The following is a 25,662-nucleotide window of genomic DNA, read 5'->3' on the forward strand; positions in this document are numbered from 1 at the left end:
TGGAGGATAAGGAAACACCTCGTGGGAGCACGGTGATGGAATCATTGCCTTTAAGTTTTGGGGTGTTGTTAGGCTATCTGCATCAAGCCATCAGTCGGATTGAAGACCCAAGGCAAGCGAGTAACGGCACCCGCTACAGCGTGAGTGACGCAATCTTGGCAGCGTTTAGCGTGTTTTTCATGCAGTGCGAGTCTTTCCTGGAGCACCAACGGCAAATGCAGAGTCGGCAGGGCAAGGATAACGCTCAAACATTGTTTGGGTTAGCTCAAATTCCGAGTACACCGCAAATCCGCAATATTTTGGATCACCTGGCTGCACCTGTCCTAACGGGTGTGTTTGAGCAGGTGTATCGAGGTTTGAGGCAAGGGGGATACTTGCAGGCATACCACTGCTTGGGAGGGCATTTGTTAGTCACCTTAGACGGGACGCAATATTTCAGTTCGCAGAAAATTCAGTGTCAGCAGTGTTCAACTCGAACGCATAAAAATGGGCGTGTGACCTATTTTCATAGCGCGATTCTACCCGTGATTGTCGCTCCTGGTCAGTCGCAGGTGATTGCCTTAGCCCCCGAATTTATCAGTCCGCAAGATGGGTCTGTGAAACAAGACTGCGAAGTGGTGGCGGCTAAACGCTGGATGCAGACCCATGCGGGGCAATTTGCCCAACACCCAATAACGCTGCTTGGGGATGACCTCTATAGTCGTCAACCGATGGTTCAGCAGTGTATAGAGCTTGGCATAAACTTCATTTTTACCGCTCTACCCGACTCTCACCCTGCCCTGTACGAGCGCTTGCACGTGCTTGAGGTTTTGGGGGCGCTCGAGACCCTAGAAATCCGGCAATGCCACCAGCGCACTCCAGCGATTTATCACTACCGCTATGCCAATCTCGTGCCGATTCGGGACACTCAACCCGCCTTGCTGGTCAATTGGTGCGAACTGGTCGTTACCCGGGAACACGACGCTCAGGTGCTCTACCACAATGCCTTCATCACCCACCATCGCTTGGGTCATACCACCGTTGCCTCAGTGGTCGCTGCTGGTAGAAGTCGGTGGAAGACCGAAAACGAAAATCACAATGTCCTCAAAACCAAGGGGTACCATCTCGAACACAACTTTGGGCATGGGCAACAGCATTTAGCCAACTTTTTGCTCACGCTCAATCTCCTGGCTTTCCTGTTCCATACAGTGCTTCATCTAGTGGACACGTCTTATCAGAAAATTCGCCACCAACGGGGCACTCGCAAGGGTTTCTTTCAAGACATCCTCAGCCTGACTAAGTATTTGCTATTCAATAGTTGGCAGCATCTAATTGACTTTATGCTCTCCGATGCAGACCCCTCTCCTATCACTGATTCCTCTTAAATTTTTGAATTTGGAATTGCTGCTATTCGGGTCATTGATTTTAATAACCCGATTGATAAAGCCAACCACAATCGCATGGTGCAGCTTGTTGAGCAAATGTTGGCACTGCATAAACAATTAGCTGAGGCAAACACGCCGCCACAAAAGAGCATGATTCAGAAACAAATTAATGTGAGCGATCGCCAGATTGATCAACTGGTGTATGAGTTGTATGAATTAACGCCGGAAGAGATTGCGATCGTTGAGGGAAAATAACGATCTTTGTTATTCATTATTTTGCATCGTTGGACATAAAAATGGCTAAAACACTCACCATTCAAATTCCAGATGGATTAGAACAACAACTAATCCAACAAGCCCAAATGGTGAATCTTTCTCTAGAGGACTTTATGTTACAGTCCTTAGCTCAAGTGATTCAAACTCCTGATCCTGACGATGAGCCAAAGGACAGTGTGTTAATGGGTTTGCGCCAAGCATGGCAGGAAACACGGGAAAGTAAAACCATTCCACTCGAACACTTGTGGGATGACATCCATTAGTTTGTGAGTTGTATGAATTGACTGACGAAGAGAGTGCGGTAAATATTCAGAGGGAGCAGGTCGGTGAAGTATGGACAGCCGTTGAAGAACACTATTGAATAGAGTTGGCGATCGCTTACTTTAAAGAAATCACGATATGGTAGACATTATGGCTACTGATATTAACTCCCTACTCACCAGTTCACCCGATATTCGCCATGGCAGACCCCGAATTGTGGGCACCGGGATTACCGTTCACCGCATTGCCATCTGGTACACCCTAGGGCACGGTGCCGAAGAAATTTGTCACCAATACGGACATTTAACGCTCGCTGGCGTGTATGCTGCCCTAGCTTACTACCACGCCAACCGAGTGCAAATCGATGCCGAAATTGCAGCGGATGAAGCCGAAGCATTGCGGCTAGAGCAAGAATATTCGCAACAGCAGCAAGTTCTGCAATGAAAATTCGGCTCTACTTGGATGAAGATGCAATGGCTGATGCTTTGGTTACTGCTTTAATTGACCGTGGTATCGATGTTACTACTGCCAATCTGGAGGATATGGTTAATCGCGCTGATCCAGAACATCTTGATTACGCCATTTCACTGGGGCGAGTCCTCTACTCCTACAACATTGGTGATTATTGCCAGCTTCATACCGAATATCTCAGCATAGGCAAAACCCATACGGGAATTATTCTTGCCAGCCAACAGCGCTTCGGCATCGGTGAACAAATGCGTCGTCTTTTGCGAATCATAGCCGTCCTTTCGGCTGAGGAAATGCAAAATACCCTCCAGTTTTTAAGTAACTGGGATTAATGTAAGTTGGGTCGCGATCGCCGTTTATGAAGGCTGGAAAGACGTTAAGAAGTAAGCATTAAGAGCCACAGGGTTGAAGAGTCTCAATTAGCACTTTGGACTCTCGTAGCCTTCACGGGCATAGCACATCCACTCCAGCATTTCTGGATCATCGGTAAAGCTAATTAAGGATAAATGTTCGGGATGCTCTAGAAATTCACGGGCAAGCAGGTAGCCAGCAATGCTCCAGGTTTGAAACTTGCGTGAAGCTTTGCCAACCAATCGACCGTTTCTGCCATCGTAATATTCTGCCCATTCATCTTCGCTGAGACGGCGTTCGGCAATTTCTATGGCGCGCCATGCTAGTTCCGTTCTGCCTGTTTTCACTGCCGCCGCTGCAAACGACCACAGCAGCACAGGCCAATTGCCCCCATTGTGATACGACCAGGGCACATTTTTAGGATCGCAGCCGGTCAAAATTTTCCATTCCAGATCTTCCACAGCAGGAAAGCAAATTTTCATCGGCATATAACCCACCACATCCTGCCAACGCTGCTCGATTAAATCCATGATGGATTGAGATTCGCGATCGCTTGCCAAAGATGAATTAATTGCCATCAAATTGCCCAGCGTAAAAAACCGAAAATCCATTTGCGCGGGACCTAAATTTCCGGCTAGGTAGCCGCCCGTTTCAGGAATCCATTCGGTCAGCCAGTAGGGAATCGATTCGGGATAAATGTTGAACTTATTGATGGCACTCTCGCCAAACTCTTCACCCCGAAAATGATAGATCTCATTCAGCCGCTTCAGATCGATCCAGTAGTATTGGCGAATATGTAAATTCAACACACTTAAGCGCTGGTTGACAATTTGCTTATAAAATTCGCCCCTGCGCCCGGTTAATAGTTCTCGTGCAGAACACAGCGCCCCATAAAACAATGATTGGATTTCGAGGGGATGCCCATAGACCCCCATGCGGCGATCGATCATAAACGCGCCATCTGGCACCAGCATCGTTGGGTACATATCAAAGCGATCGGCAAGACACAGCTTCAGGATCAGCATGATGCTGTGCTGAAACTCAGGCTGATGCGCTAAGGCAATATCTCCCGTCGCTTTCACATACGCTCTGAGCAAAATCAGCCACCACAGGCAAGAATCCACCGGAGTCACCCGACCAATCGCATGTTCGCCAAAATCCGCCGTCAGATATTGCTCCTCATCCCACAGTTCCACCTTAAAGCTGGCAGGCATCAACCCCTGCCCTGCATTGAAACTATCCATTTGCTTATCGCTACTTTGCAGCGCCAGCGTTTCAACCAAAAAATTCCGCACAATCTCGCTTCTGCCATTCGTCAAAAACAGCAGCGCACAGGGCACAAAATCACGCATAAAACATTGGTCGTAGTTCAGCGCTTCTACATATGGGTCACGCGCTGCCACCGTGCCAACCGGTCGCCCCCGAAAATACACCATTGACTTTTCTAAAAGTTCCCATGCCTCTTTAACGAGAAAGGTTGATTGCATTGCCAACTGACGCTCCTGTGTTCCAACTGCGAATATTGAGTGACCTAATATCAAACGGCACAATTTTTTGTGGAGGCTAGCTGACGCGGCACATCTCCACAAGAAATCTGGCAAAATCAAATACAGCAAATTCTTTCATCTAGCAAGTAAAGCGGCTAAACGGTTAGACCTCTTTGCTTACCTTAGACATGCACCCTGTAACCATTGACTCAGACGCTTAACTTAATCTTACTTAGAGTGATGACCGAACGTTCTGTATGGAGATTTTATAGGCCGCGAATAATTCAGAAGAATGACGCTCTAACGTAGTTTTACGAGTTAAGCAGTCTAGCCTCAGGAAAAAATCCTCATCTCTAGGCTAGTGCTTCTATTCATCAATCTCAGTAAATTCTTAGTAAGGGAATCGCTTCACTTACCAGAGAATCATGAAGATTGCAAGATGTATCGCACCCCTCAGTCAATTGATAAGGGATAATTCCACTTTCTCTAACAGAAAAGGCATGAGCATCACTTCGAGTACTCCCTCGGCTCTCCACTGTTTGTAGTGTCCACTGTTCAATCAACAAATAATGATGTAATCTGACACTGTTTGTTTCTACTAAGCTGAGGGCGTGCTTCCACTCCGCTCATCACTCAAACCCTTAGCACTTAAATTCTAAGTGGGTTGAAATTTTAACGAACGCCCAGATAAACCCGTAGTCAAAACTCGCGCTATGAGCGAACATCGAGCCTTTTGCTGCCGTTTACTTATTAAAGCTAAACACGACCTTGGCTAAGCATGAACTAAAACAGGTACACGTTTATAGGCTGGAGTTCCCGATCGCGTCTCGATTTCTGGATGAAAAATCACATTGACTTCAGGATAGAACATCAACGCAGAGCCTTGACGGACTGCCCCATAAATGACTTCAACTTGCTCTAGCTTGCCCACATTGCCTTTCACCGTAACGCGCTGATGCGCCTGCAATCCCGCCTGTTCTGCATCAGATTGATTCATCAAGATGCAGTTGCGATGGGGCATCCCTCGATACTTGTCATCAATTTTATAAACCACCGTATTGTGTTGAGAATAACTGCGCCCTGTCATGAGCGCTACTACAATTCCTTGGGTAGATTCGGGTACTCCAAAATCTTTAAGATCTGGCAGAGATAAGGTCGGCAAAGGCGTTGTGAACATCGTTGCTTTACCAGAAGGCGTGGGGAAATGGGGTTCTGTGATGATCCGTCCGCTAATGGTAAATTCTTCATTGGTTTCATCAATCGCCGCCATTTTTTCAAAGCCGGGAATCGTTTGAGCAATCAGTTGCCGTACATATTTTGTGTCTTGCAATCTGCGCCAATCAACCGGATCATTGCCATGAATGCGATGCGCTAGCTCCGTTAAAAACAGTACTTCAGGAATCAGATCAACCTCTTTAAGATGAGTTTCACCCGGCTCATTAAACCGGACAAAATTATTGCCTGACTCTACCGTTGTTTTGTGAGGATTCTCAAATCGGTTAAGCACCGGAATGATAATCGTATTGACCTTTGCCAATCCGTGAAAATGTCCGATATTCGGCTTCGTTCCTACATAGATAATGGTTTCAATATTGCCGAGTGCCCGTTTTGCTTGAACCGAGTCTGGGTTTGCCCCATACAAGTTGCCGCCTAGACAAATGAGGGTATCTACTTTGCCATTATCAGCCGCCTCAATCAGCGATCGCGTGTTGTAGCCCTTCACGGGACTCAGCGATCGCCCTAGTAAGGCTTCTAACGTTTCCTGAATCTCTTTTTTGAGATCCACCGTCACGCCCATTGACCCAAATCCCTGCACGTTGGAGTGTCCCCGAACAGGCATCACGCCTGCACCTTCCTTGCCCACATTGCCAGACAGGAGAGCCGTATTCGCAATGCTATAGACGTTGTCTACACTATTTTTTTGCTGCGTAATGCCCATTGCCCAGCCAAAGACAACGCCTTTAGAAGAACCAATAATGGTTGCGGCGGCTTCAATTTCTGATTGAGAGACTCCACAGGTGGTAGTAATGGTTTCCCAAGCGGTGGAGCTGGCTTGCTCAACTACGGCTTCCCACCCTTCTGTGTAGGCGCGTAGATAGTTTTCTTGGACTAAGCCTTGCTCAATCAAAGACTTTTGAATACCGACAAACAATGCGGTGTCGCTACCCGGAATCGGCTGTAGATAGAGAGAGGCAATCTCGGAACCCGGCACCAACGATTTTACTGGAAACGCGGGTGAGCCAAATTTGACTAAACCAACTTCCATAATGGGATTGATCACAATCACTTTGCCCCCGCGATCGCGGAGCTTGATCAACTCATTCATCAAGCGCGGCTGATTATAGGATGGATTTGAACCCGCCAGCACTACGCAATCAGCCTTTTTTAGATTCTCCAGGCTAACAATTGAGGTACGAGTGCCAAACATCTTATTTAGCCCTGTAGTGGAGGGCGCATGGCATAGGTCAGAACAATCTGCCAAGTTATTCGACCCCAAAGTCCGCATCATCAGTTGCAACAGAAACGCTGCCTCATTAGAGGATCGTCCTGAACTGTAAGATGCCACGCGTTCGGGCGGTTTGCGAAACGCCGCTTCGGCAATTTGATAGACCTCTTCCCACGAAATTCGTTCATAGTAAGATGTTTTTTCTCGCAAAATCATCGGAAACCCTAACCGCCCCAATTGATCCGCTTCCATGGAGGTCAATCGCTGAAGCTGATCCACACTCCGCTGCTCAAACACCTGCATGGGAACAGGGGGCTTGAGTTCTGCCGAAATCGATTCCACACTTTTCATGCATCGCTGGAGCTTTTCGCCTTCTTCATTCGTAAAGCCGCCTTTTTGCCCACCTGTGCCCCAGGAACAGGATAGACACGCACTTTTATGCAGCAATGTTTTCCAAAGTTTGGGACCTTCGGTTGAAATTGTGTGTTCTGCCCAATATTCAATGACTGGCAAACCACCTCCGATCGCTGGAGTCTTCTCATTGCTCTGATTAAATGGTGGAATCGGCTGAACGTTCTGCTGCGTAGAATCCATTCGCTAACCTCGATGAAAAGCTGAGTGGTAGAGTACTTAGTGCGGATAACGTGAATCTTACAGAGATTCTGTTGAATATGGAGTCATCCTTTAGGACAGTTCCAAGTTTTTGCCAAGCACCGCCTTGTTCGGCATCTACTTTACTGGGCGCTTTTTGCTCTAGCTAACGCGCTTTTCGCTGAAAATTAGGTACGCTGCACCCGCCAGCAACATCGCAGCGAAGACATAATTGCGCGTAATAGGAACCTTCATATAAGCCACACTAAACCCTGCAAAGATAATCATGGTAATGATTTCTTGCAGTACTTTAAGTTGAGGCAGACTAAAATATTGAAACCCTATCCGGTTAGCAGGAACTTGAAAACAATATTCAAAAAAAGCAATAGACCAGCTAACCGAGATCGCAATCCATAGTGGAGCCGTTCTCAAATCTTTCAAATGACCATACCAAGCAAAGGTCATAAACAGATTAGAGATCATTAATAACACGATAGATTTCAGCATGTTTTAAGCTAATAGTCTTAGGAGGAGGATCTGGATGTAGCTTACTTCCCTCAGGTGGGCTGATCTTAGTTGCACATTAGGTATCAATACAGTTGCAATGAGCGAGGAAACTAAAGAATGATAACGCTCACACTCGAAAAAACGTTGCAAATTGGGGAGATTGCCACTCTTAGCGATCTCCCGATTAAAACCATTCGCTATTACGAAGAACAGGGGTTGCTCACACCGACGGTCAGCCGCTCAAAGTCTAATTACCGCTTGTTTGAATTATCTGTTTTGCAGCGATTGACGTTCATTAAGCGATCGCAGTCGTTGGGATTAAGTTTACGCGAGATTCGAGATATTCTGACGGTGCATGATCAAGGGCAACTGCCTTGTGAGGATGTCAAGCAAAATCTTCAGAGAAAAGTTGGGCAAATTACCGAGCAAATCGAAGCGTTGCAACTGCTGCGATCGGAGTTACAAGGTCTACTCTCAGGTTGGCAAGATCACCCCTCCGCCGAGATTGCCGCCCAAACTATTTGTCCCAATTTACAAGTTGGCATCGCATCTCAATAGTTGAGTATTGTGACCGATTTGCGATCGCTGACCGTTTCTAGATCGTCAATCAGGCTTACGCAAGTTAAACAGTCAGAGAGTTCAACAATCAGAGACAGGCACTTTTAGGAGGATTATTATATGCATATTCATCATCTCGATTCGTGGCAACATTCCCATGACTTTTCCGATGATCATGGTGCTGCGGAAAAAAGCACTCAGAAGGTCATTACTCTGACTGCTATCACTATGGTGATTGAGATTGTGGCAGGAATTCTCTTTGGTTCCATGGCGCTGTTGGCGGATGGTTGGCATATGGCAACCCATGTCGCCGCCTTTGGAATGACTATCTTTGCTTATCGATATGCTCGTCGATATGCCAACAGTTCAAAATATACCTTTGGAACGGGCAAGGTAAATGCTTTAGGCGGGTTTGCGAGTGCTGTGGCGCTGATGGTGATTGCCTGTGTGATGGCAATTGAATCGATCGCTCGTTTATTGGAGCCACAAATGATTCAGTTCAACCAAGCGATCGCGATCGCGCTGCTGGGGTTGCTGGTGAATTTAGTGAGTGGTTTTTTGCTAAAAGAACACCATGAACACGAGCATCATGATCACAACCTGCGGGCTGCTTATTTTCATGTTCTAGCGGATGCGCTTACGTCGGTTCTTGCCATCATTGCCCTGCTTGCTGGCAAGTTTCTGGCTTGGAATTGGCTAGATCCGATCATGGGATTGGTGGGTGTGGCGGTGATCACGCGCTGGGCATTTGGGTTAGTGCAAGACAGCAGTTCTGTATTGTTGGATGGGGCAGTTGATCGAGAAACGCAAGCCGCAATTCTATCGGCGATCGAACAAGATTCTGATAATCGTGTGGTTGATTTGCATCTGTGGTTAGTGGGGTCGCATCACTTAGCCGCAACAATTTCGCTGGTGACACACTATCCAAAAGCCCCCGACTATTACAAAGCATTGCTGTCTAGCATTCCATCTCTGGCTCATGTCGTTATAGAAGTGAATCCCTGTCAGGGTCAACCCTGCGCCGATTCACTGCCAGCGATCGCGCTTCCTTTAAGCATCTAAACCGCACCCAAAACCTGTCGATTCATTTCTAGAATGGGGCAAAACAACTCTGCTTGAGATGGGGTTAGATGATCTTTGACTACATCCTGCATCACCGCGTAGGTCACATTACAGCTTCGTTCAGCATTAAACGCCTTCATAATAGTCCGAAACCAAAATAGCACCCGTTCGCGCAACGAATCGGGATCATTCAGCAACATGGCGATCGCGGAATACCGCAACACTCGAATCGTATCCCGCCGCCACTTTGCCGTCAGATCCGCATTGTTGCCGTAGAAAAGTGACGATTCAAGTAACTGCATCTTAGTCAACACCTGCTGCACAATGATCGCTTCCATTGATTGCAACCGCTGATAAGTTTCGATCCTCAAATAATACGAGCGCCCAAACTCGCTCAAAAACTCTAATTCCTCATCCGTGGCATACCGCCCATCCGTTTCATAGCTTAGTTTTTGCAGTTGGCTCAGCATTTAGCACCCTCTTCCATCAGTCCTTTATTTCCCATATCACCTACCATACTGTCTGAAACTGCAAGTTCTAAACGCTAGACATCAGTACTATTCACCAAAAATTGCCCCATATTAAAACTCGTTTTATCCTCAATTTGCTTCATCATCGATCGCGTAATCAACTTACCTGCTTCCACCAAAACCTGACCCGTAATCGGATGAAGCAAATCCTGTTCAGCCCGCCGACCAATCAGCGCTTCAATATCTTTAATCGAATTGATATACATCCCCGGCGGCAGTTCTACGACTACGCCATTGTTTAACACTCGCGCCTGACACGCTAACCGAGAATTGGGCTTGCAGGTAGTAATCACTTCTAGGGTGCGCTGCTCTCGCCGATTCACAGCAGACAGCCCATCCATGCCACTTTTCACATACACATGACAGGTGGCACACAGACCACGCCCACCGCACTCTTTTAACACATCTAGATCTTTGTTAATCAAAATTGATAATAGATTGCCGTTCGTTTCAACGGAGGAGTCTTGAGAAATAGGTTCAAGCCGGACGGTTTTAGCCATAAAAGTAAAGGGGTGGAATGGTAAATGAAGAAGTTTTGAGTTTTGAGTGAGGGAAGAAGGTTTCAGGTTTCGGGTGCTAGGTTTCGGCTTTTTCTTTGACCCTAAAACCTGACCCCTGAAACCTGGCTCCTGCCCCCTATTTCCAGTCATCCCAAAAGTAAGACTTTTTGTTCATTTGTTAAGACTTTTTGATTAATCAGGGATGGAAAGTCGCGGATCACTTGGGAGCATCGCGTGATGAAGGTGGCAACCCATTCTTGAATCCAGAGCAGTTCTTGAGGGCTGACTAAATTTTGTAACGATTGGGAGGTGCTTGAAGGTAGGCTAAATTGCCCCGATCGCTCAATTTGAAACTGTTTTAACCATTCATGGTTGGGACAGGTTGATTTCCAATAGTTGACGACGACATGAACTCCTAAATACTGGGTTGTGACCTGACTGAGAGTATTCAAAGCGGTCAAAAGATCATCGAGGGTAATATCGGAACTAGCCGCAGAGGATTGGACACCCTCAGGGCGATCGCCGTTTGAAGGGATCGACTTTATTTCAGTACTAACACTGGAGAAAAAACGTGGTGCAGAGGGAGATGTTGGGGCTGAAGTACGGTTTTGGGTAGCGGTATTGGCTTGAGGACGTTGGGGATGGCTCAATCCTGGCAGAGTGGCAGAACCAGTTAACAGGCGAAAAGTAGCGATCGCGTCTGCCATATTTTCACGGAGGGCGATCGTTAAGGTTTTAATAGTTTGTTTGTATTCAGAATAGACCAAGCCACTTTTAGTTAGAACTAGTAAAATCATGCCTGCATCAAGCTTATGAATATGAACTTGATAATTAGCAAACTGAAATTTAAACGATTCAAACCCTTCGGGAATGGTGTCCACAACTTGCAAAATACCTTGAGCTAAGGCTTCTTTTTGTTGGTAGTTTAAAGCGTGATCAATTCCACAGAAATAGGGGCGGGATCGCTTATCTATCAAAGCAAGACCCGCAATTCCTGGTAAATTCAGAAAGTCCTGGATAACTTCCTGTTTCATATACTCTTTTTACGTTTTGATACAATCATGTACCGAATTCAAGACTTAGAGGTTCTACAGATTATTTCATAGTTTATCTATGCTACGGTTTTGGTCTTAGAAGCCTCAGAATGATTTGATCCTGATCATCTTCATTGGACGGTATCTCATAGGTAAATTCTTCGACTCCTTTCCATCTTCAGGTTTAGCTTTAGCTTTATGTCTGACCTTCCTTTTACCTTAGATCAACTTCGTATTCTCAAAGCGATCGCTGCTGAGGGGAGCTTCAAACGGGCTGCTGATAGTTTATATGTCTCTCAACCCGCCGTTAGTTTACAAGTCCAAAACCTAGAGCGTCAGTTGGATGTACCCTTGTTTGATCGAGGCGGTAGACGGGCGCAACTAACCGAAGCTGGACATCTGCTGTTGAGCTATGGGGAAAAAATCCTGACCTTATGTCAAGAAACTTGTCGAGCCATTGAAGATTTGCAAAATTTGCAAGGTGGAACCTTAATTGTGGGAGCCAGTCAAACCACCGGAACCTATTTACTGCCGCGCATGATTGGCATGTTTCGGCAAAAATATCCTGATGTTGCAGTTCAGCTTCATGTGCATTCAACTCGGCGCACCTCCTGGAGTGTGGCAAATGGACAAATTGATCTGGCAATTATTGGCGGTGAAATTTCGCCTGAACTGCAAGACTCTTTAGAGATTATTCCCTATGCAGAAGATGAACTCGCACTAATTTTGCCAATTGGTCATTCGTTAGCACGAGAGGAAATTATTCAAAAAGATGATCTATACAAACTCCAGTTCATTGCTTTGGATTCTCAATCCACTATTCGCAAGGTGATTGATCAGGTGCTAACCCGCTGTGGGATTGAAACGCGCCGTTTAAAGATTGAGATGGAGCTTAATTCGATTGAGGCAATTAAAAATGCGGTGCAGTCTGGTTTGGGTGCGGCGTTTGTTTCTATTTCAGCGATCGAGAAAGAACTGCAAATGGGGGTGCTGCATCGGACAAAGATCGAGGACGTGATCGTTAAACGGATGCTATCGGTGATTATTAACCCCAATCGGTATCGTTCTAAGGCAGCAGAGGCGTTTTGTAAAGAAATTTTGCCAAAGTTTGCCTCTTACACAGCAGAACTACAGCGATATACGATCGCCCATACGGAGTCGATTCCCGCGATCGCGCCTAGTTTGGAGCATGTTGCACGGGTAGGATCGGATATTGATGTGTAACGTCTATGGATCTCTATTGCACCCGTCCAGGTTGCCGCAGACCTGAAAATTTTTTTACCGATCTGGATGACCCGGCAACGCTGAAGACGGTTCAGCAGAAATTTTGCACGAATTGCGGAATGCCCCTGATCTTAGTAGGGCGCTATTTACCGCAAAAGCTGTTGGGGCAAGGGGGATTTGGAGCCGCTTTTTTGGCGCGCGATCGCTACACTCCCGGTCTCCGTCGCTGTGTGGTTAAGCAATTTCAACCTGCCAACACCCTTAGCGCCAAGCAACTGCAAATTGCCCAGGATTTATTTGAGCGAGAAGCCGAGGCACTGGAAGATTTAGGCAATGCCCATCCACAAATTCCTGATTTGTTTGCCTTCTTTGAATTAGCAGTGCCCAGTTCTCAAGCCAGCAAAGATGATCGATTTTTCTACTTGGTGCAGGAATATATCGACGGACAGACCATGGAGCAAGAACTGGAGAAAACTGGCGCATTTTCGGAAGACAACCTCGTAAATGTGCTGCAAGAAATTCTCAAAGTACTGCAATTTGTCCATGACAACGGCTCCATCCATCGAGATATCAAACCGTCTAACATCATGCGGCATCGCAACGGGCATATTTACCTACTTGATTTTGGCGCGGTACGGCAAGCAACCAAAGCCGGGGTCAAATCAACTGGAATTTATTCTGAAGGATTTGCGCCACCGGAGCAGATGGCAGGCGGAGAGGTGTATCCATCCAGTGATTTGTATGCTTTGGCAGTCACTTGCCTCATGTTGCTGACCAACAAGCAGCCCAGTGAATTATTAGACACCTATAGCAATACTTGGCAATGGCGATCGCACTGCTCCATCAGCGATCGCCTAGCCGACATTTTGGATCAAATGTTGCGCTCAGCACCCAGTCAGCGCTACCAATCTGCGGCTGAAACGCTGGCTGCGTTGGGAGGCAGTTTGGGGTCGCCTGTTTTGCCCTCGACCCCGCTGAAACAAACGGCTCCACAGCTTACTCCTGTTGCAGTTTCATCGCCGTCGCCTACGGTATTTCCAGCGGCTCCTATCCCAAATCAGCCAACACCGATTCAGCCTGCTCAGCCCCAACCCATTGCATCCGCTGGTTTCCCTCCGGCGATTGCGCCCTTTTCTATTTTGGAGCTACTGGCAAATGCCGGATTTACTGGCTTTGAGGCAGGGCTGTTAGCGATCGCCCTGATCAGCGTGTTGGGCACCACCTTCATTAGCGGCGGTTTTTGGCTGTTGCTGCTGGTGGGTCTGATTCTTGCCCAGTCACGCCGCATTATCGAACGGGCGGATTTGGTCATTATTGCTGGGCTGAGTGTGGGCGGTGTGTTTGGGCTGTCGTGGTTGAAACGGTTGGCGATCTCGCCGTTGGCTGGTAGTCCTTGGCTAACGGCGATCGCCTTGGCGGTGATGGCAGGACTATTGGCGATCGCTCTCACGACCTTATTTCGACTGGTCTACAAACTGCTTTCATTATTGATTGCCAAATTTTTCTGAGAATTCATGCTCAACAAAGAATAGTCATTTATTCAAGCCTTTGCGCTCTAAACTTTGGCAGTTTGGGCAGACCACCAGAATATTTGTGTAGATTAATGCGCTCTGCTACTACTTTCTCAGCCATTTAAGTAGTAGATTAAAATCTTCTGCCGCTACTTGATTGGGTCGTAATTTAATGAATAGCAACGGACTGCCTCCAAAACAGGGCTTATATGATCCACAGTTTGAACACGATGCTTGTGGAGTGGGTTTCATCGTTCACAGAACGGGTCACAAATCCCACGAGATTGTTGAGCAAGCGCTGACAATTTTGTTAAATATTGACCATCGGGGAGCGTGTGGGGCTGAAACCAATACCGGAGATGGGGCGGGACTGTTAATGCAGATTCCCCACAAGTTTTTGCAAAAGGCAACAGCGGCAGAAGGAATTAGCTTGCCTGAGGTGGGAAGCTATGGCGTTGGCATGATTTATGCTGCGCCCGATCGCGCTCAGCGAGAAGCGAGTCGGCGGATTTTTGAAACCATTGTGGCGGAAGAGGGGCAGCAGGTTCTAGGCTGGCGGGACGTTCCAACCGATCATTCGTCATTGGGCAATACGGCAAAGGCGAGTGAGCCGTTTATGCAACAGGTGTTTATTGCGCGATCGCCTGAACTAGCTGACGATTTGGCATTTGAGCGCAAGCTGTATGTGATTCGGAAGCGATCGCACTCGATGATTCGGGCGACTCAGATTGATCCCTACTGGTATCCTTCAAGCCTGTCTTGCCGGACGATTGTGTATAAAGGAATGCTGATGCCCGTGCAGGTGGGACAGTATTACCCTGAGTTGCATGATCCTGATATGGAGAGTGCCCTGGCGCTGGTGCATTCTCGCTTTAGCACCAACACCTTTCCAAGTTGGGAGCGATCTCACCCCTACCGCTACATTGCCCACAACGGCGAAATCAACACCTTGCGCGGCAATATTAACTGGATGCACGCCCGCCAATCGTTGTTTGAATCTGAGCTATTTGGCGATGACCTGAAAAAAGCGCAGCCGGTGATCAATATTGACGGCAGCGATTCGCTGATTTTTGACAATGCGCTGGAACTGTTGGTGCTGGCAGGGCGATCGCTGCCCCACGCCATGATGATGATGGTGCCGGAACCCTGGACGGCTCACGAATCCATGAGCGAGGAGAAGAAGGCATTTTATAAATATCACTCGTGCCTGATGGAACCCTGGGATGGTCCCGCCTCGATCGCGTTTACCGATGGCACGATCATGGGCGCAGTCCTCGATCGCAATGGTTTACGTCCCTCGCGCTATTACGTCACCAAAGATGATTTGGTGATCATGGCATCGGAAGCCGGAGTCTTGCCGATTGAGCCGGAGCGAGTTGCCTTTAAGGGTCGCCTGCAACCGGGGCGGATGTTTTTGGTGGATATGGCTCAGGGGCGCATTATTGCGGATGAAGAGATTAAGCAGCAGGTTGCCACAGAGCATCCTTATGGCGAGTGGCTGACTCAGCATATGGTGTCCTTGGCAGCGCTTAAAGACGCACCCGAACCCGCAGAAATCCCGTTCACCGTTCCGCTGATTCAACGACAAACCGCCTTTGGCTACACGTTTGAGGATTTGCGACTATTGGTTACTCCAATGGCGCGAGATGGCGTGGAAGCGATCGGAGCGATGGGTGCCGATACTCCCCTAGCCGTATTGTCTGACCGTCCAAAGTTGCTCTATGACTATTTCCAGCAGCTATTTGCTCAGGTGACCAATCCGCCGATTGACTCGATTCGGGAAGAAATTATTACCTCAGCGGAAACCACCATCGGGTCAGAGCGCAACCTGTTAAAGCCAGAGCCGGAAAGTTGCCGTTTGATTGAGCTTAAAACGCCCATTCTGAGCAATCAAGAGCTAGGAAAACTTCAGCGGATTGATCAAGCGGGTTTCAAGTCTGTGACGTTGCCGATTCTGTTCAATCCGAAAGCGGGTGTAGCAGGTCTGGAACAGGCAATCCAGGAGATGACCGCAGCGGCAGATCAGGCGATCGCCACGGGGGTTAATATTCTGATTCTCAGCGATCGCGCGATCGACCCAGATCATGCTCCCATTCCCGCATTGCTGGCGGTTGCTGGATTGCATCACCACCTGATTCGAGCAGGCACTCGTACCCGCGTGGGTCTGGTGCTGGAGTCGGGCGAACCCCGCGAGGTGCATCACTATGCCACGCTGATTGGCTATGGCTGTGGGGCGATTAATCCTTACCTCGCCTTTGAAACGATCTCCGACATGATCCAGGAAGGTTTGTTAGTGAATGTAGATTATGCCACTGCCTGCAAAAATTACATCAAAGCGGCGACGAAGGGTGTAGTCAAAGTTGCGTCTAAAATTGGCATTTCCACAATTCAAAGCTATCGCGGTGCCCAGATTTTTGAAGCGATCGGGCTAAATCAATCGGTGATTGATCGCTACTTCACCTGGACAGCATCTCGAATTGAGGGGGCTGATTTGAACGTGATTGCTCAAGAAGCGATCGCCCGTCATCATCATGCTTTCCCCGATCGCGAAGTCAACGGGCATACCCTGGATGTGGGCGGCGAATATCAGTGGCGCAAGGAAGGCGAGGCACATTTGTTCAGCCCCCAGGTGATTCACACGCTGCAACAGGCAGTCCGGGACAACAACTACGAGTTGTACAAACAATACGCCGCTTTGGTCAACGAGCAAAACCAGAAGCACTTTACCTTGCGGGGATTGCTTGCTTTCAAAACTCGCCCATCCGTGCCGATTGAAGAAGTTGAACCGATTGAAGCGATTGTGAAACGCTTTAAAACAGGGGCGATGAGCTACGGTTCGATTTCCCAGGAAGCACATGAAGCTTTGGCGATCGCCATGAACCGAATTGGCGGCAAATCCAATACGGGTGAGGGCGGCGAAGATCCCGATCGCTATACCTGGACAAACGATCAGGGCGACTCCAAAAATAGTGCCATTAAACAAGTTGCCTCTGGTCGGTTTGGCGTGACCAGTCTCTATCTATCGCAAGCGCGAGAACTGCAAATCAAAATGGCACAGGGCGCAAAACCCGGTGAAGGCGGTCAACTTCCCGGCAAAAAAGTCTATCCCTGGATTGCCAAAGTCCGCCATTCTACGCCCGGTGTGGGGCTGATTTCGCCACCGCCCCACCACGATATTTACTCGATCGAAGACTTGGCAGAACTGATCCACGATTTGAAAAATGCCAACCGAGCCGCCCGGATTAGCGTCAAGCTCGTCTCGGAAATTGGGGTAGGTACGATCGCCGCTGGGGTTGCCAAAGCCCATGCCGATGTGGTGCTGATCTCTGGCTACGATGGCGGCACGGGAGCCTCCCCCCAAACCTCGATTAAACACGCCGGATTGCCCTGGGAACTGGGCTTAGCCGAAACCCATCAGACGTTGGTACTCAACAATTTGCGATCGCGCATTGTGGTTGAAACCGACGGACAGATGAAAACCGGGCGCGATGTGGTGATTGCCGCCTTGCTCGGTGCCGAGGAATTTGGCTTTGCCACGGCTCCACTGGTCACCCTCGGCTGTATCATGATGCGGGTGTGCCATCTCAACACTTGCCCCGTGGGAGTTGCCACCCAAGATCCGCAACTGCGCGAGAAGTTTACCGGCGATCCTGCCCATACCGTCAACTTCATGACCTTTATTGCTCAGGAAGTCCGGGAACTGATGGCGCAACTTGGGTTCCGCACCTTAAACGAAATGGTGGGTCGCACGGATGTTTTGGAACCTCAACACGCGATCGCCCATTGGAAAGCGAAAGGATTGGATTTCTCCAAAATCCTCTATCAGCCGCAGGTTTCGTCTGACGTGGGGCTTTACTGCCAGATTCCCCAAGATCACGGGCTGGAAAAATCCATCGATATGACGAAACTATTGGAACTTTGCCAACCAGCGATCGAGCGGGGCGAAAAAGTCACTGCTACTTTGCCGATTACCAACGTCAATCGCGTCGTGGGCACCATCTTGGGCAATGAAATCACCAAACGCCACTGGGAAGGATTGCCAGACGACACCATCCATCTTCACTTCCAGGGCAGCGCTGGACAAAGCTTTGGAGCCTTTGTGCCAGCGGGAATCACCCTAGAACTGGAAGGCGATGCCAACGACTATCTGGGCAAAGGATTGAGCGGCGGCAAAATCATCCTCTATCCACCCAAAGTCTCCACGTTTACGGCAGCAGAGAACATCATTGTGGGCAATGTGGTGCTGTATGGCGCAACCTCCGGCGAAGTGTATATCAATGGCATTGCGGGAGAACGCTTTTGCGTCCGCAACTCCGGGGTTAACACCGTCGTGGAAGGCGTGGGCGATCACGGCTGCGAATATATGACAGGTGGAAAAGTGGTGATTTTGGGTGCAACCGGACGCAATTTTGCCGCTGGCATGAGCGGTGGGGTTGCCTACATTTTGGATGAAGCGGGGGACTTTGCCACTCGCTGCAATCAACAAATGGTGGGCTTAGAAACGCTGTCTGACCCAGAAGAAATCGCCGACCTGCGCCAACTGATTCAGCAACACATTGACTATACGGGTAGCCCCAAAGCTACCCAAGTGCTCGCTAACTGGGATGCCATGGTGCCCCAATTCGTCAAGGTGATGCCCAAGGATTACAAGCGGGTACTACAGGCAATTGCAGACGCGATCGCCTCTGGACTCAGCGGCGACGATGCCCTCACCGCTGCCTTTGAAGCCAACGCCCGCGACGTAGCCCGCATCGGTGGAAGCTGATTGCAATTGCTAGCTACAGTCAAAACTTTGCAGGAAAAGCAATTGGTTAATGAAGGGTAGAACAGTCAGAATGTATCTTGTTGACGGTATTCCTGGTGGAGTAATGACCGTTGAGATTATGAATTGGACAGGCATGGTCACGGTTGCACCCAGAACTCAGTTAGCAGACCTCGCAACTCGTACTGAAATCAGGCGAACAGGCATATATGTTTTGGCTGGCGATAATCCAGAAAGTTCTACCCTTCCTGAAGCTATCTATATTGGTGAAAGCGATAGTGTCTGGGAGAGGCTAATTCAACATAGTAAAGACCAAGCTAAAGATTTTTGGAGACGTACTGTCGTCATTACTAGCAAAGATGACAATCTGACCAAAGCTCATGTTCGTTATTTGGAGAGCCGCTTAATTTCGTTAGCAGTTCAAGCCCAGCGTTCAAAGATTATCAATGGGACTAATCCAGACATACCTCGACTTCCAGAACCTGACGTAGCTGATATGGAATACTTTCTTGAGCAGGTGCAGATGTTGCTTCCTGTCTTAGGTCTTTCATTTTCTATGCCGCTGCTAACCCTGCAAGATCAAGAATCGACTGAAGCTATCAGCCATGAATCGCCGATCTTTTACATGAACTACAAAAAAGCTACAGCGTACGCCCAAGAAGTGAATGATGAGTTCATTATTCTTAAAGCCTCGACCCTTTGCAAAGAAGAGACTTCTAGTTTACCTAGCTCATACAGACAACTTCGCTCTCAACTTCTGGAGGATGGAAGATTAGTAAGTTCTGATAATTCTGACTGCTGGAGACTGACGCAAGATTTACCTTTAACAAGTCCAAGCGCTGCTGCCTGCATAGTAGGTGGTTTATCTCTGAACGGGCGAACAACTTGGCAAGTCAAAGATGCAAATCAATCGTATGCAAATTGGCAAGATTCACAGCTTGAGAGAGCAGAAAAAGGGATAAAAGCTGACTTGCTTTGACCTGCCAGTAAAACATTATTTTTCTCAACACAACTTTAACTGAGACATCATCATGGGAAAACCAACGGGCTTTATTGAATATGTGCGGGAATTGCCGGACGATCGCGCACCGGGCGATCGCATTCACGACTGGAGCGAGATCCATCGGCATCTCCCGGAGGATAAACTTCGTGACCAGGGTGCCCGCTGTATGGATTGCGGCACTCCCTTTTGTCACACGGGCACCATCATCAGCGGCATGGCAAGCGGTTGTCCAATCAACAACCTGATTCCTGAATGGAACGATTTGGTGTATCGCGGATTGTGGCATGAAGCCCTCGATCGCCTGCACAAAACCAACAACTTCCCCGAATTCACGGGTCGAGTCTGTCCCGCTCCCTGTGAAGGCTCCTGCGTTTTGGGCATCACCAATCCGCCCGTTACTATCAAAAATATTGAATGCTCCATCGTCGATAAAGGCTGGGACGAAGGCTGGATTACACCCAATCCACCCAGCAAACGCACCGGCAAAAAAGTTGCCGTAATTGGATCTGGTCCTGCGGGGCTGTCTGCCGCTGACCAACTGAACAAAGCTGGACATTGGGTGACGGTATTTGAACGCGCCGATCGCCCCGGTGGACTGCTGATGTATGGTATCCCCAACATGAAGCTAGAGAAAGAAGCGATCGTCCAGCGTCGCCTCCAGCTATTGGAAGACGAAGGAGTGACTTTCCAGTGCAACACAGAAATCGGCAAAGACCTGCCCGTCGAGCAACTGCTGCGGGATTATGACTCGGTGATGCTGTGTACGGGAGCCACCAAACCTCGTGACTTGCCGATTCCAGGACGAGAACTGAATGGCATTCACTTTGCCATGGATTTTCTCACTGCCAATACTCAGGCATTGCTAGACCAGAATCCCAACACGCCCATTTCTGCCATGGGCAAAGATGTGGTGATCATCGGCGGCGGCGACACGGGCACTGACTGCGTTGGAACCTCCCTGCGCCATGGCTGCAAAAGCCTGATTCAGCTTGAAATTATGGACAAGCCTCCCCTGACTCGCGCTCCCAACAATCCTTGGCCAGAATGGCCCAAAGTTTACCGGATGGATTACGGACAAGAAGAAGCTGCTGCGGTGTTTGGCGATGATCCCCGTGGCTATCTCACCACAGCGACAAAGTTTGAAGGCGATGAAACGGGCAACGTCAAAGCTATTCACACAGTTCAAGTTAAGTGGGAACGAAACGAGAAAGGTCAATTTATTCCTCAACACATTCCTGGAACCGAACAAGTACTGCCTGCCCAATTGGTGCTGCTGGCAATGGGTTTCCTGGGTCCAGAACAGCTATTGCTCGATTCCTTAGGTGTGGAACGTGATCCCCGTAGCAATGTCAAAGCTGATCCAACAAACTATACAACCAGCATTCCGGGCGTGTTTGCCGCAGGAGACTGTCGCCGGGGGCAAAGCCTGGTGGTTTGGGCAATCAACGAAGGACGTAACGCGGCGCGGGAATGCGATCGCTATCTGATGGGTAACACGGATTTACCTTAACAGTGAGTAAGGACGATCGCGCTTGAAATACGTTAAAACAAGAGCGTTCAATCATTCGCAAGCCGCCCATGAGAATTGGCTATCCACTCCGGCACAGCCTCAAGTTACTGACTGCTGCACTCCAGCGGATTCAGCCCATTCTCCTAATTCTGTTCCTGTTAACATTCGGTTTGACGGGATTATTCCATAGTGAGCTTGGGCAAACCCAACCGCATCAGGAAATTCGTGGCGTTTGGATGACAAGCAACGACATGGATATTCTGCGCGATCGCCAAAAAGTGCAGATTGCCACTACCCAACTTCAGCAGCTAAACTTCAACACGATTTATCCCGTAGTCTGGAATGCTGGCTACGTCCTGTATCCTAGCGCCGTCGCTCAACGAGAGAAAATTCAGCCCTTTGTTTATCAAGGAGTAGACGGACACGATATTTTGGCAGACTTAATCGCCCAGGGTCATCAACAAAATCTGCTGGTGATTCCCTGGTTTGAATTTGGTTTTATGGCTCCACCTACCTCAGAACTTGCCATGAACCATCCCGAATGGTTGACCCAAAAGCTTGATGGCAGCCAAACTTCCATAAGTGCCGCAGGAGAAGTCGTTTGGCTTAATCCATTTCGTCCTGATGTACAAAAATTCATCACCGATTTAGTGCTAGAGATTATCACTCAATACGATGGAGACGGCATTCAGTTCGATGATCACACCAGTTTGCCGAGTGAGTTTGGCTACGATCGCTATACCATAGCGCTGTATACAAAGGAAATGAAAAAAGCGCCGCCCGTGAATCCTCAAGATGCCGCTTGGGTCAAGTGGCGAGCCGATAAAATCACCGCCTTTATGGTCAAACTCCGGGCTGCCGTTAAAGCTAAAAAGCCCAACGCGATTTTTTCTATATCGCCCAATTATTACAATTTAGCCTACCGCCGTCATTTGCAGGATTGGCTAACCTGGGTGCGTCGGGGCATTGTGGACGAACTGATTGTGCAAGTATATCGCCCAACCTTGGAGAGTTTTGTCGAACAGATTAATCGTCCAGAAATTCAAGAAACTCAGCAAAAAATCCCGACTGGAATCGGAGTGTTAGCGGGTTTGAGAAATAAACCTGTTGCAATGTCGCAAATTCAGGCACAAGTTCAAGCAGCCCAAGCGCGTCGGTTAGGAGTTGCCTTTTTTTATTATGAAAGCCTTTGGAATGAAACATTAGAACCTGCGATCTCCAGACAAGCAGGATTCCAAGCCCTTTTTCCAACGCCCGCTTCCCGCTTCACCAAGCAGTAAATCTGGATGAACTCTCGCTTTCCAATTGACTCAATTCCGATTTCTAGATTGGGGCTGATTCAGTTCTTTACACTTTGCTACAGCCGCTTCATAGGCTGAGAGATATTCCTTGCCACCTAGCATGACATCCCCATAATATTCGTAGGGTTGAGAACCATAAATTGGCAATGGTTCATCCTCTGGGTAATCTTCCTTCGCTTCTTCAATCGCGGCTTTCAGTTTCTTAATCGTCAATTCCTGAGCAGGAAAATAGTAAAGAGCCGCAGCTTTTCTACCGAGATGAGGCAGGGATGGATCAACAATGCGATCGCTATACTCAATCCAACCATGTTCAAGCGGGTGAAAAGGCTGCCCTTCAAAACTAATAAATCCCTGTACATAGGCAACGTCTTTAAGAATTAAAGCTGCCTTAAACGCATTCTCAAACGGTGATTTAGCTTTACTACCAATCTGTTTTGCTATTGAGTCTGAAAGGGCTTCATCGACTGGTTTATTCAAGAAATTATCCTTGATTTTTTATAGATATTACGCAACGTGCAACTATCCCAACCTCCCTCACCCTAAAGTCCTCTCCCGCTCTAGGAGAGGACTTTGAGAAATCTTGCCCTCCTGCTCCTGCTTTGGGAGTAGAGCACAGAGCATGCGTAGAAGGGACTAGAGGACATAGCTTGCTTCCCGCAGGATGGGCTGACTTTAGTCACACATCAGGTTAGACATTATTATTTTAGATGGAATCCTTCCCATTAAAAAGCCCTCCCCAGAGAGGGGAGGGCTTAGGTTCATTCATTCAACAGAGCGAGTCATAAGACTAACCGTTGATGGCAGGTGCCACCAGTGCAACAGGTGTCGCTTCACCCGCAGCCAAATCCAAGGGGAAGTTGTGCGCATTGCGCTCGTGCATCACTTCCATTCCCAAGTTGGCACGGTTCAATACATCTGCCCATGTGTTCACCACTCGTCCTTGCGAGTCAATGATCGACTGGTTGAAGTTGAATCCGTTCAGGTTGAATGCCATGGTGCTGATGCCCATCGAGGTCAACCAGATGCCGATTACAGGCCATGCCCCCAAGAAGAAGTGCAAGGAACGTGAGTTGTTGAACGACGCGTACTGGAAGATCAACCGTCCGAAGTAGCCGTGCGCTGCAACGATGTTGTAGGTCTCTTCTTCTTGCCCAAATTTGTAGCCGTAGTTCTGGCTTTCGGTTTCGGTCGTTTCACGCACTAACGAGGAGGTCACCAATGAACCGTGCATTGCACTGAACAAGCTGCCGCCGAATACCCCTGCTACGCCCAACATGTGGAACGGGTGCATCAAGATGTTGTGTTCCGCTTGGAAGACAAACATGAAATTGAAGGTGCCGGAGATGCCGAGGGGCATACCATCTGAAAAGGAGCCTTGTCCGATGGGGTAGATCAAGAATACTGCGGTTGCGGCTGCAACGGGGGCGGAGTATGCAACGCAGATCCAAGGACGCATTCCTAAACGGTAGGAGAGTTCCCATTCCCGTCCCATGTAGCAGAAGATGCCGATCAAGAAGTGGAGGACAACGAGTTGGTAAACTCACCGTTATACAACCATTCGTCTAAGGATGCGGCTTCCCAAATCGGGTAGAAGTGCAAGCCAATTGCATTGGAGGAAGGGACGACTGCACCAGAAATGATGTTGTTGCCAAACATCAAGCTGCCTGCAACATGCTCACGGATGCCGTTGATGCCATCGGAGGTGCAGCGATGAAGGCGATGATGAAGCAGATGGTGGCAGAAAGCAGGGTGGGAATCATCAATACGCCGAACCAGCCTACATACAGGCGGTTATTCGTGGAGGTGACCCATTCGCAGAAGCTCTGCCATACGGACTGGCGCTCGACGCGCTGTAATGTCGTAGTCATGGTTCTATGAGTGCTTTATGTAACTTGACAATAATTGAGATGAATTAACCATCTGTCATAAAGATAAGAGATTTATTTCTTTTTGTAAAGCAGTGGAGTTATATTTTTACTGGTACACGGAATGGATCTGCGCGATTGCATTGATTAGCAGTGGTCACAGCCCCTCCAGGCAACCTTAAAATTGTTACAAAAAGTTGTTCGACTGCTGTTTTCGGGGTGATGAGGCGCATTGGAAATCTTTGGAACCCCAGTAAAGATGTAGGGAGGTTCACTCAATTAGATTGATTGAGCAGTTGATTCAGAATCGCAATGAACCGTTTCTCCTAATGGGTTAAGCTGAAAGGCTTCATTTCATGGAGGCTTCTACCATGACATTTGAAAGAAAGATTGCCTTAGCCTTTCGGATGAGTGATGAAGCTTGGTTCCGTCATGCTAATCCCTGGAGTGGATGGACACGATTCATCACAGTCTTACCGCTGCTCAGTTTGGCAGTCTGGAGCCGTGTTTGGTTGGGATGGTGGTCGCTGATTCCGATTACGGTCGCAGTACTTTGGACGTGGTTGAATCCCCATGTGTTTCCTAGACCACGCTCAACGAACAATTGGATTTCAAAAGGGGTATTGGGTGAGCGAGTTTGGTTAAACCGCAATCAAGTTCTAGTTCCTCTACATCATCACCGAGTTCCTAACTTGCTTAATGGGATCGCGGCAGTGGGCGGAATTCTGGTGATTTGGGGTTCGGTAGTATTCAGTGTTTGGGGCGTAGTTTTCGGGTATACCTTAGTGACGCTAGGTAAGTTGTGGTGTCTCGATTGCATGGTTTGGATATACGAGGAGATGAAAGATATCGTTCCAGAGTATCGAAGCTGGCTGTACTGATACGGTCGCAGCCGAACAGCCCCGCTGCACCGGAACGTTTCAATATGGTCGGTTTGTTGCAGAAGTTGTCTGCGTCTGGAGAGCGGGAACGTTAGATAGCAGCAATTCCAAATTCAAAAATTTAAGAGGAATCAGTGATAGGAGAGGGGTCTGCATCGGAGAGCATAAAG

Annotated in this window: 20 protein-coding genes and 2 pseudogenes; 14 read left to right on the forward strand and 8 right to left on the reverse strand. The window is 48.4% G+C overall.

Annotation, left to right across the window (positions count from 1 at the left end; translation table 11 throughout):
• Positions 1-65: 65 nt before the first annotated feature.
• The 5 genes and pseudogenes from AC1S5B_RS14280 to AC1S5B_RS14300 all read left to right on the forward strand — a co-directional run.
• Positions 66-1,280, forward strand: a pseudogene (locus AC1S5B_RS14280) (ISNCY family transposase); the annotation flags it as partial.
• A gap of 159 nt (positions 1,281-1,439) precedes the next feature.
• Positions 1,440-1,619, forward strand: a complete 180-nt coding sequence (locus tag AC1S5B_RS14285) for a hypothetical protein (protein ID WP_482036338.1) — start codon at positions 1,440-1,442, stop codon at positions 1,617-1,619.
• Between the two features lie 41 nt (positions 1,620-1,660).
• On the forward strand, positions 1,661-1,903 hold the full coding sequence (locus AC1S5B_RS14290; RefSeq protein ID WP_482036339.1) for a hypothetical protein: 243 nt from the start codon (positions 1,661-1,663) through the stop codon (positions 1,901-1,903).
• A gap of 148 nt (positions 1,904-2,051) precedes the next feature.
• Entirely contained in the window at positions 2,052-2,345 is a 294-nt protein-coding gene (locus tag AC1S5B_RS14295; RefSeq protein ID WP_482036340.1) for a DUF433 domain-containing protein, read from the forward strand.
• Positions 2,342-2,701, forward strand: coding sequence for a DUF5615 family PIN-like protein (locus AC1S5B_RS14300; protein ID WP_482036341.1), 360 nt, complete (start codon positions 2,342-2,344; stop codon positions 2,699-2,701). Before AC1S5B_RS14295 ends, AC1S5B_RS14300 begins: the two co-directional genes overlap by 4 nt.
• 87 nt (positions 2,702-2,788) lie before the next feature.
• On the opposite strand, the gene AC1S5B_RS14305 is transcribed toward AC1S5B_RS14300, so the two are convergent.
• From AC1S5B_RS14305 to AC1S5B_RS14315, 3 genes are all read right to left on the reverse strand, one after another.
• Positions 2,789-4,207: a glycoside hydrolase 100 family protein gene (locus AC1S5B_RS14305; RefSeq protein ID WP_482036342.1), complete on the reverse strand. Its 1,419-nt coding sequence runs from the start codon at positions 4,205-4,207 to the stop codon at positions 2,789-2,791.
• A gap of 772 nt (positions 4,208-4,979) precedes the next feature.
• Positions 4,980-7,247, reverse strand: a complete 2,268-nt coding sequence (locus tag AC1S5B_RS14310; RefSeq protein ID WP_482036343.1) for an FdhF/YdeP family oxidoreductase — start codon at positions 7,245-7,247, stop codon at positions 4,980-4,982.
• Between the two features lie 159 nt (positions 7,248-7,406).
• On the reverse strand, positions 7,407-7,751 hold the full coding sequence (locus AC1S5B_RS14315) for a DMT family protein (RefSeq protein ID WP_482036344.1): 345 nt from the start codon (positions 7,749-7,751) through the stop codon (positions 7,407-7,409).
• A gap of 117 nt (positions 7,752-7,868) precedes the next feature.
• Between AC1S5B_RS14315 and AC1S5B_RS14320 the strand changes: the two genes are divergently transcribed.
• Complete coding sequence (locus AC1S5B_RS14320) at positions 7,869-8,309, forward strand: heavy metal-responsive transcriptional regulator (RefSeq protein WP_482036345.1); 441 nt, start codon at positions 7,869-7,871, stop codon at positions 8,307-8,309.
• A gap of 120 nt (positions 8,310-8,429) precedes the next feature.
• Positions 8,430-9,371 carry a cation diffusion facilitator family transporter gene (locus AC1S5B_RS14325; protein WP_482036346.1) on the forward strand — a complete coding sequence of 314 codons (942 nt, stop codon included), beginning with the start codon at positions 8,430-8,432 and terminating at the stop codon, positions 9,369-9,371.
• Here the strand turns inward: AC1S5B_RS14325 and AC1S5B_RS14330 are convergent.
• From AC1S5B_RS14330 to AC1S5B_RS14340, 3 genes are all read right to left on the reverse strand, one after another.
• Positions 9,368-9,841 carry a globin family protein gene (locus tag AC1S5B_RS14330; protein ID WP_482036347.1) on the reverse strand — a complete coding sequence of 158 codons (474 nt, stop codon included), beginning with the start codon at positions 9,839-9,841 and terminating at the stop codon, positions 9,368-9,370. The genes AC1S5B_RS14325 and AC1S5B_RS14330 overlap by 4 nt on opposite strands.
• A 74-nt stretch (positions 9,842-9,915) precedes the next feature.
• Complete coding sequence (locus AC1S5B_RS14335) at positions 9,916-10,401, reverse strand: 2Fe-2S iron-sulfur cluster-binding protein (protein ID WP_482036348.1); 486 nt, start codon at positions 10,399-10,401, stop codon at positions 9,916-9,918.
• 146 nt (positions 10,402-10,547) lie between these two features.
• Positions 10,548-11,435 (reverse strand): hypothetical protein, encoded by an 888-nt coding sequence (locus AC1S5B_RS14340; protein WP_482036349.1) that lies wholly within the window; start codon positions 11,433-11,435, stop codon positions 10,548-10,550.
• A gap of 198 nt (positions 11,436-11,633) precedes the next feature.
• Here AC1S5B_RS14340 and AC1S5B_RS14345 point away from each other — a divergent pair, with 198 nt between their 5' ends.
• The 6 genes from AC1S5B_RS14345 (at position 11,634) to AC1S5B_RS14370 (ending at position 22,725) form a co-directional block, all read left to right on the forward strand.
• Positions 11,634-12,659, forward strand: coding sequence for a LysR substrate-binding domain-containing protein (locus tag AC1S5B_RS14345; protein ID WP_482036350.1), 1,026 nt, complete (start codon positions 11,634-11,636; stop codon positions 12,657-12,659).
• A 5-nt stretch (positions 12,660-12,664) separates the two neighbouring features.
• The gene (locus tag AC1S5B_RS14350) at positions 12,665-14,167 is read left to right on the forward strand and encodes a protein kinase domain-containing protein (RefSeq protein ID WP_482036351.1); all 1,503 of its coding nucleotides are present in this window, start codon (positions 12,665-12,667) and stop codon (positions 14,165-14,167) included.
• Positions 14,168-14,342: 175 nt separating this feature from the next.
• A complete protein-coding gene (gene gltB, locus AC1S5B_RS14355; RefSeq protein ID WP_482036352.1) occupies positions 14,343-18,935 on the forward strand; it encodes a glutamate synthase large subunit in 4,593 nt (1,530 codons plus the stop codon).
• A gap of 103 nt (positions 18,936-19,038) precedes the next feature.
• A complete protein-coding gene (locus AC1S5B_RS14360) occupies positions 19,039-19,911 on the forward strand; it encodes a GIY-YIG nuclease family protein (RefSeq protein ID WP_482036353.1) in 873 nt (290 codons plus the stop codon).
• Positions 19,912-19,963: 52 nt separating this feature from the next.
• The gene (locus AC1S5B_RS14365) at positions 19,964-21,445 is read left to right on the forward strand and encodes a glutamate synthase subunit beta (RefSeq protein WP_482036354.1); all 1,482 of its coding nucleotides are present in this window, start codon (positions 19,964-19,966) and stop codon (positions 21,443-21,445) included.
• Between the two features lie 68 nt (positions 21,446-21,513).
• Complete coding sequence (locus tag AC1S5B_RS14370; RefSeq protein WP_482036355.1) at positions 21,514-22,725, forward strand: family 10 glycosylhydrolase; 1,212 nt, start codon at positions 21,514-21,516, stop codon at positions 22,723-22,725.
• A gap of 30 nt (positions 22,726-22,755) precedes the next feature.
• On the opposite strand, the gene AC1S5B_RS14375 is transcribed toward AC1S5B_RS14370, so the two are convergent.
• Positions 22,756-23,223, reverse strand: a complete 468-nt coding sequence (locus AC1S5B_RS14375) for a hypothetical protein (RefSeq protein WP_482036356.1) — start codon at positions 23,221-23,223, stop codon at positions 22,756-22,758.
• Positions 23,224-23,533: 310 nt separating this feature from the next.
• Positions 23,534-24,614: pseudogene (gene psbA, locus AC1S5B_RS14380) on the reverse strand (photosystem II q(b) protein).
• 368 nt (positions 24,615-24,982) lie between these two features.
• On the opposite strand from psbA, the gene AC1S5B_RS14385 reads away from it, so the two are divergent.
• Positions 24,983-25,492, forward strand: a complete 510-nt coding sequence (locus AC1S5B_RS14385) for a DUF6653 family protein (protein ID WP_482036357.1) — start codon at positions 24,983-24,985, stop codon at positions 25,490-25,492.
• Positions 25,493-25,662: the final 170 nt, after the last annotated feature.

The sequence above is a fragment of the Leptolyngbya sp. CALU 1928 genome (assembly GCF_056784215.1).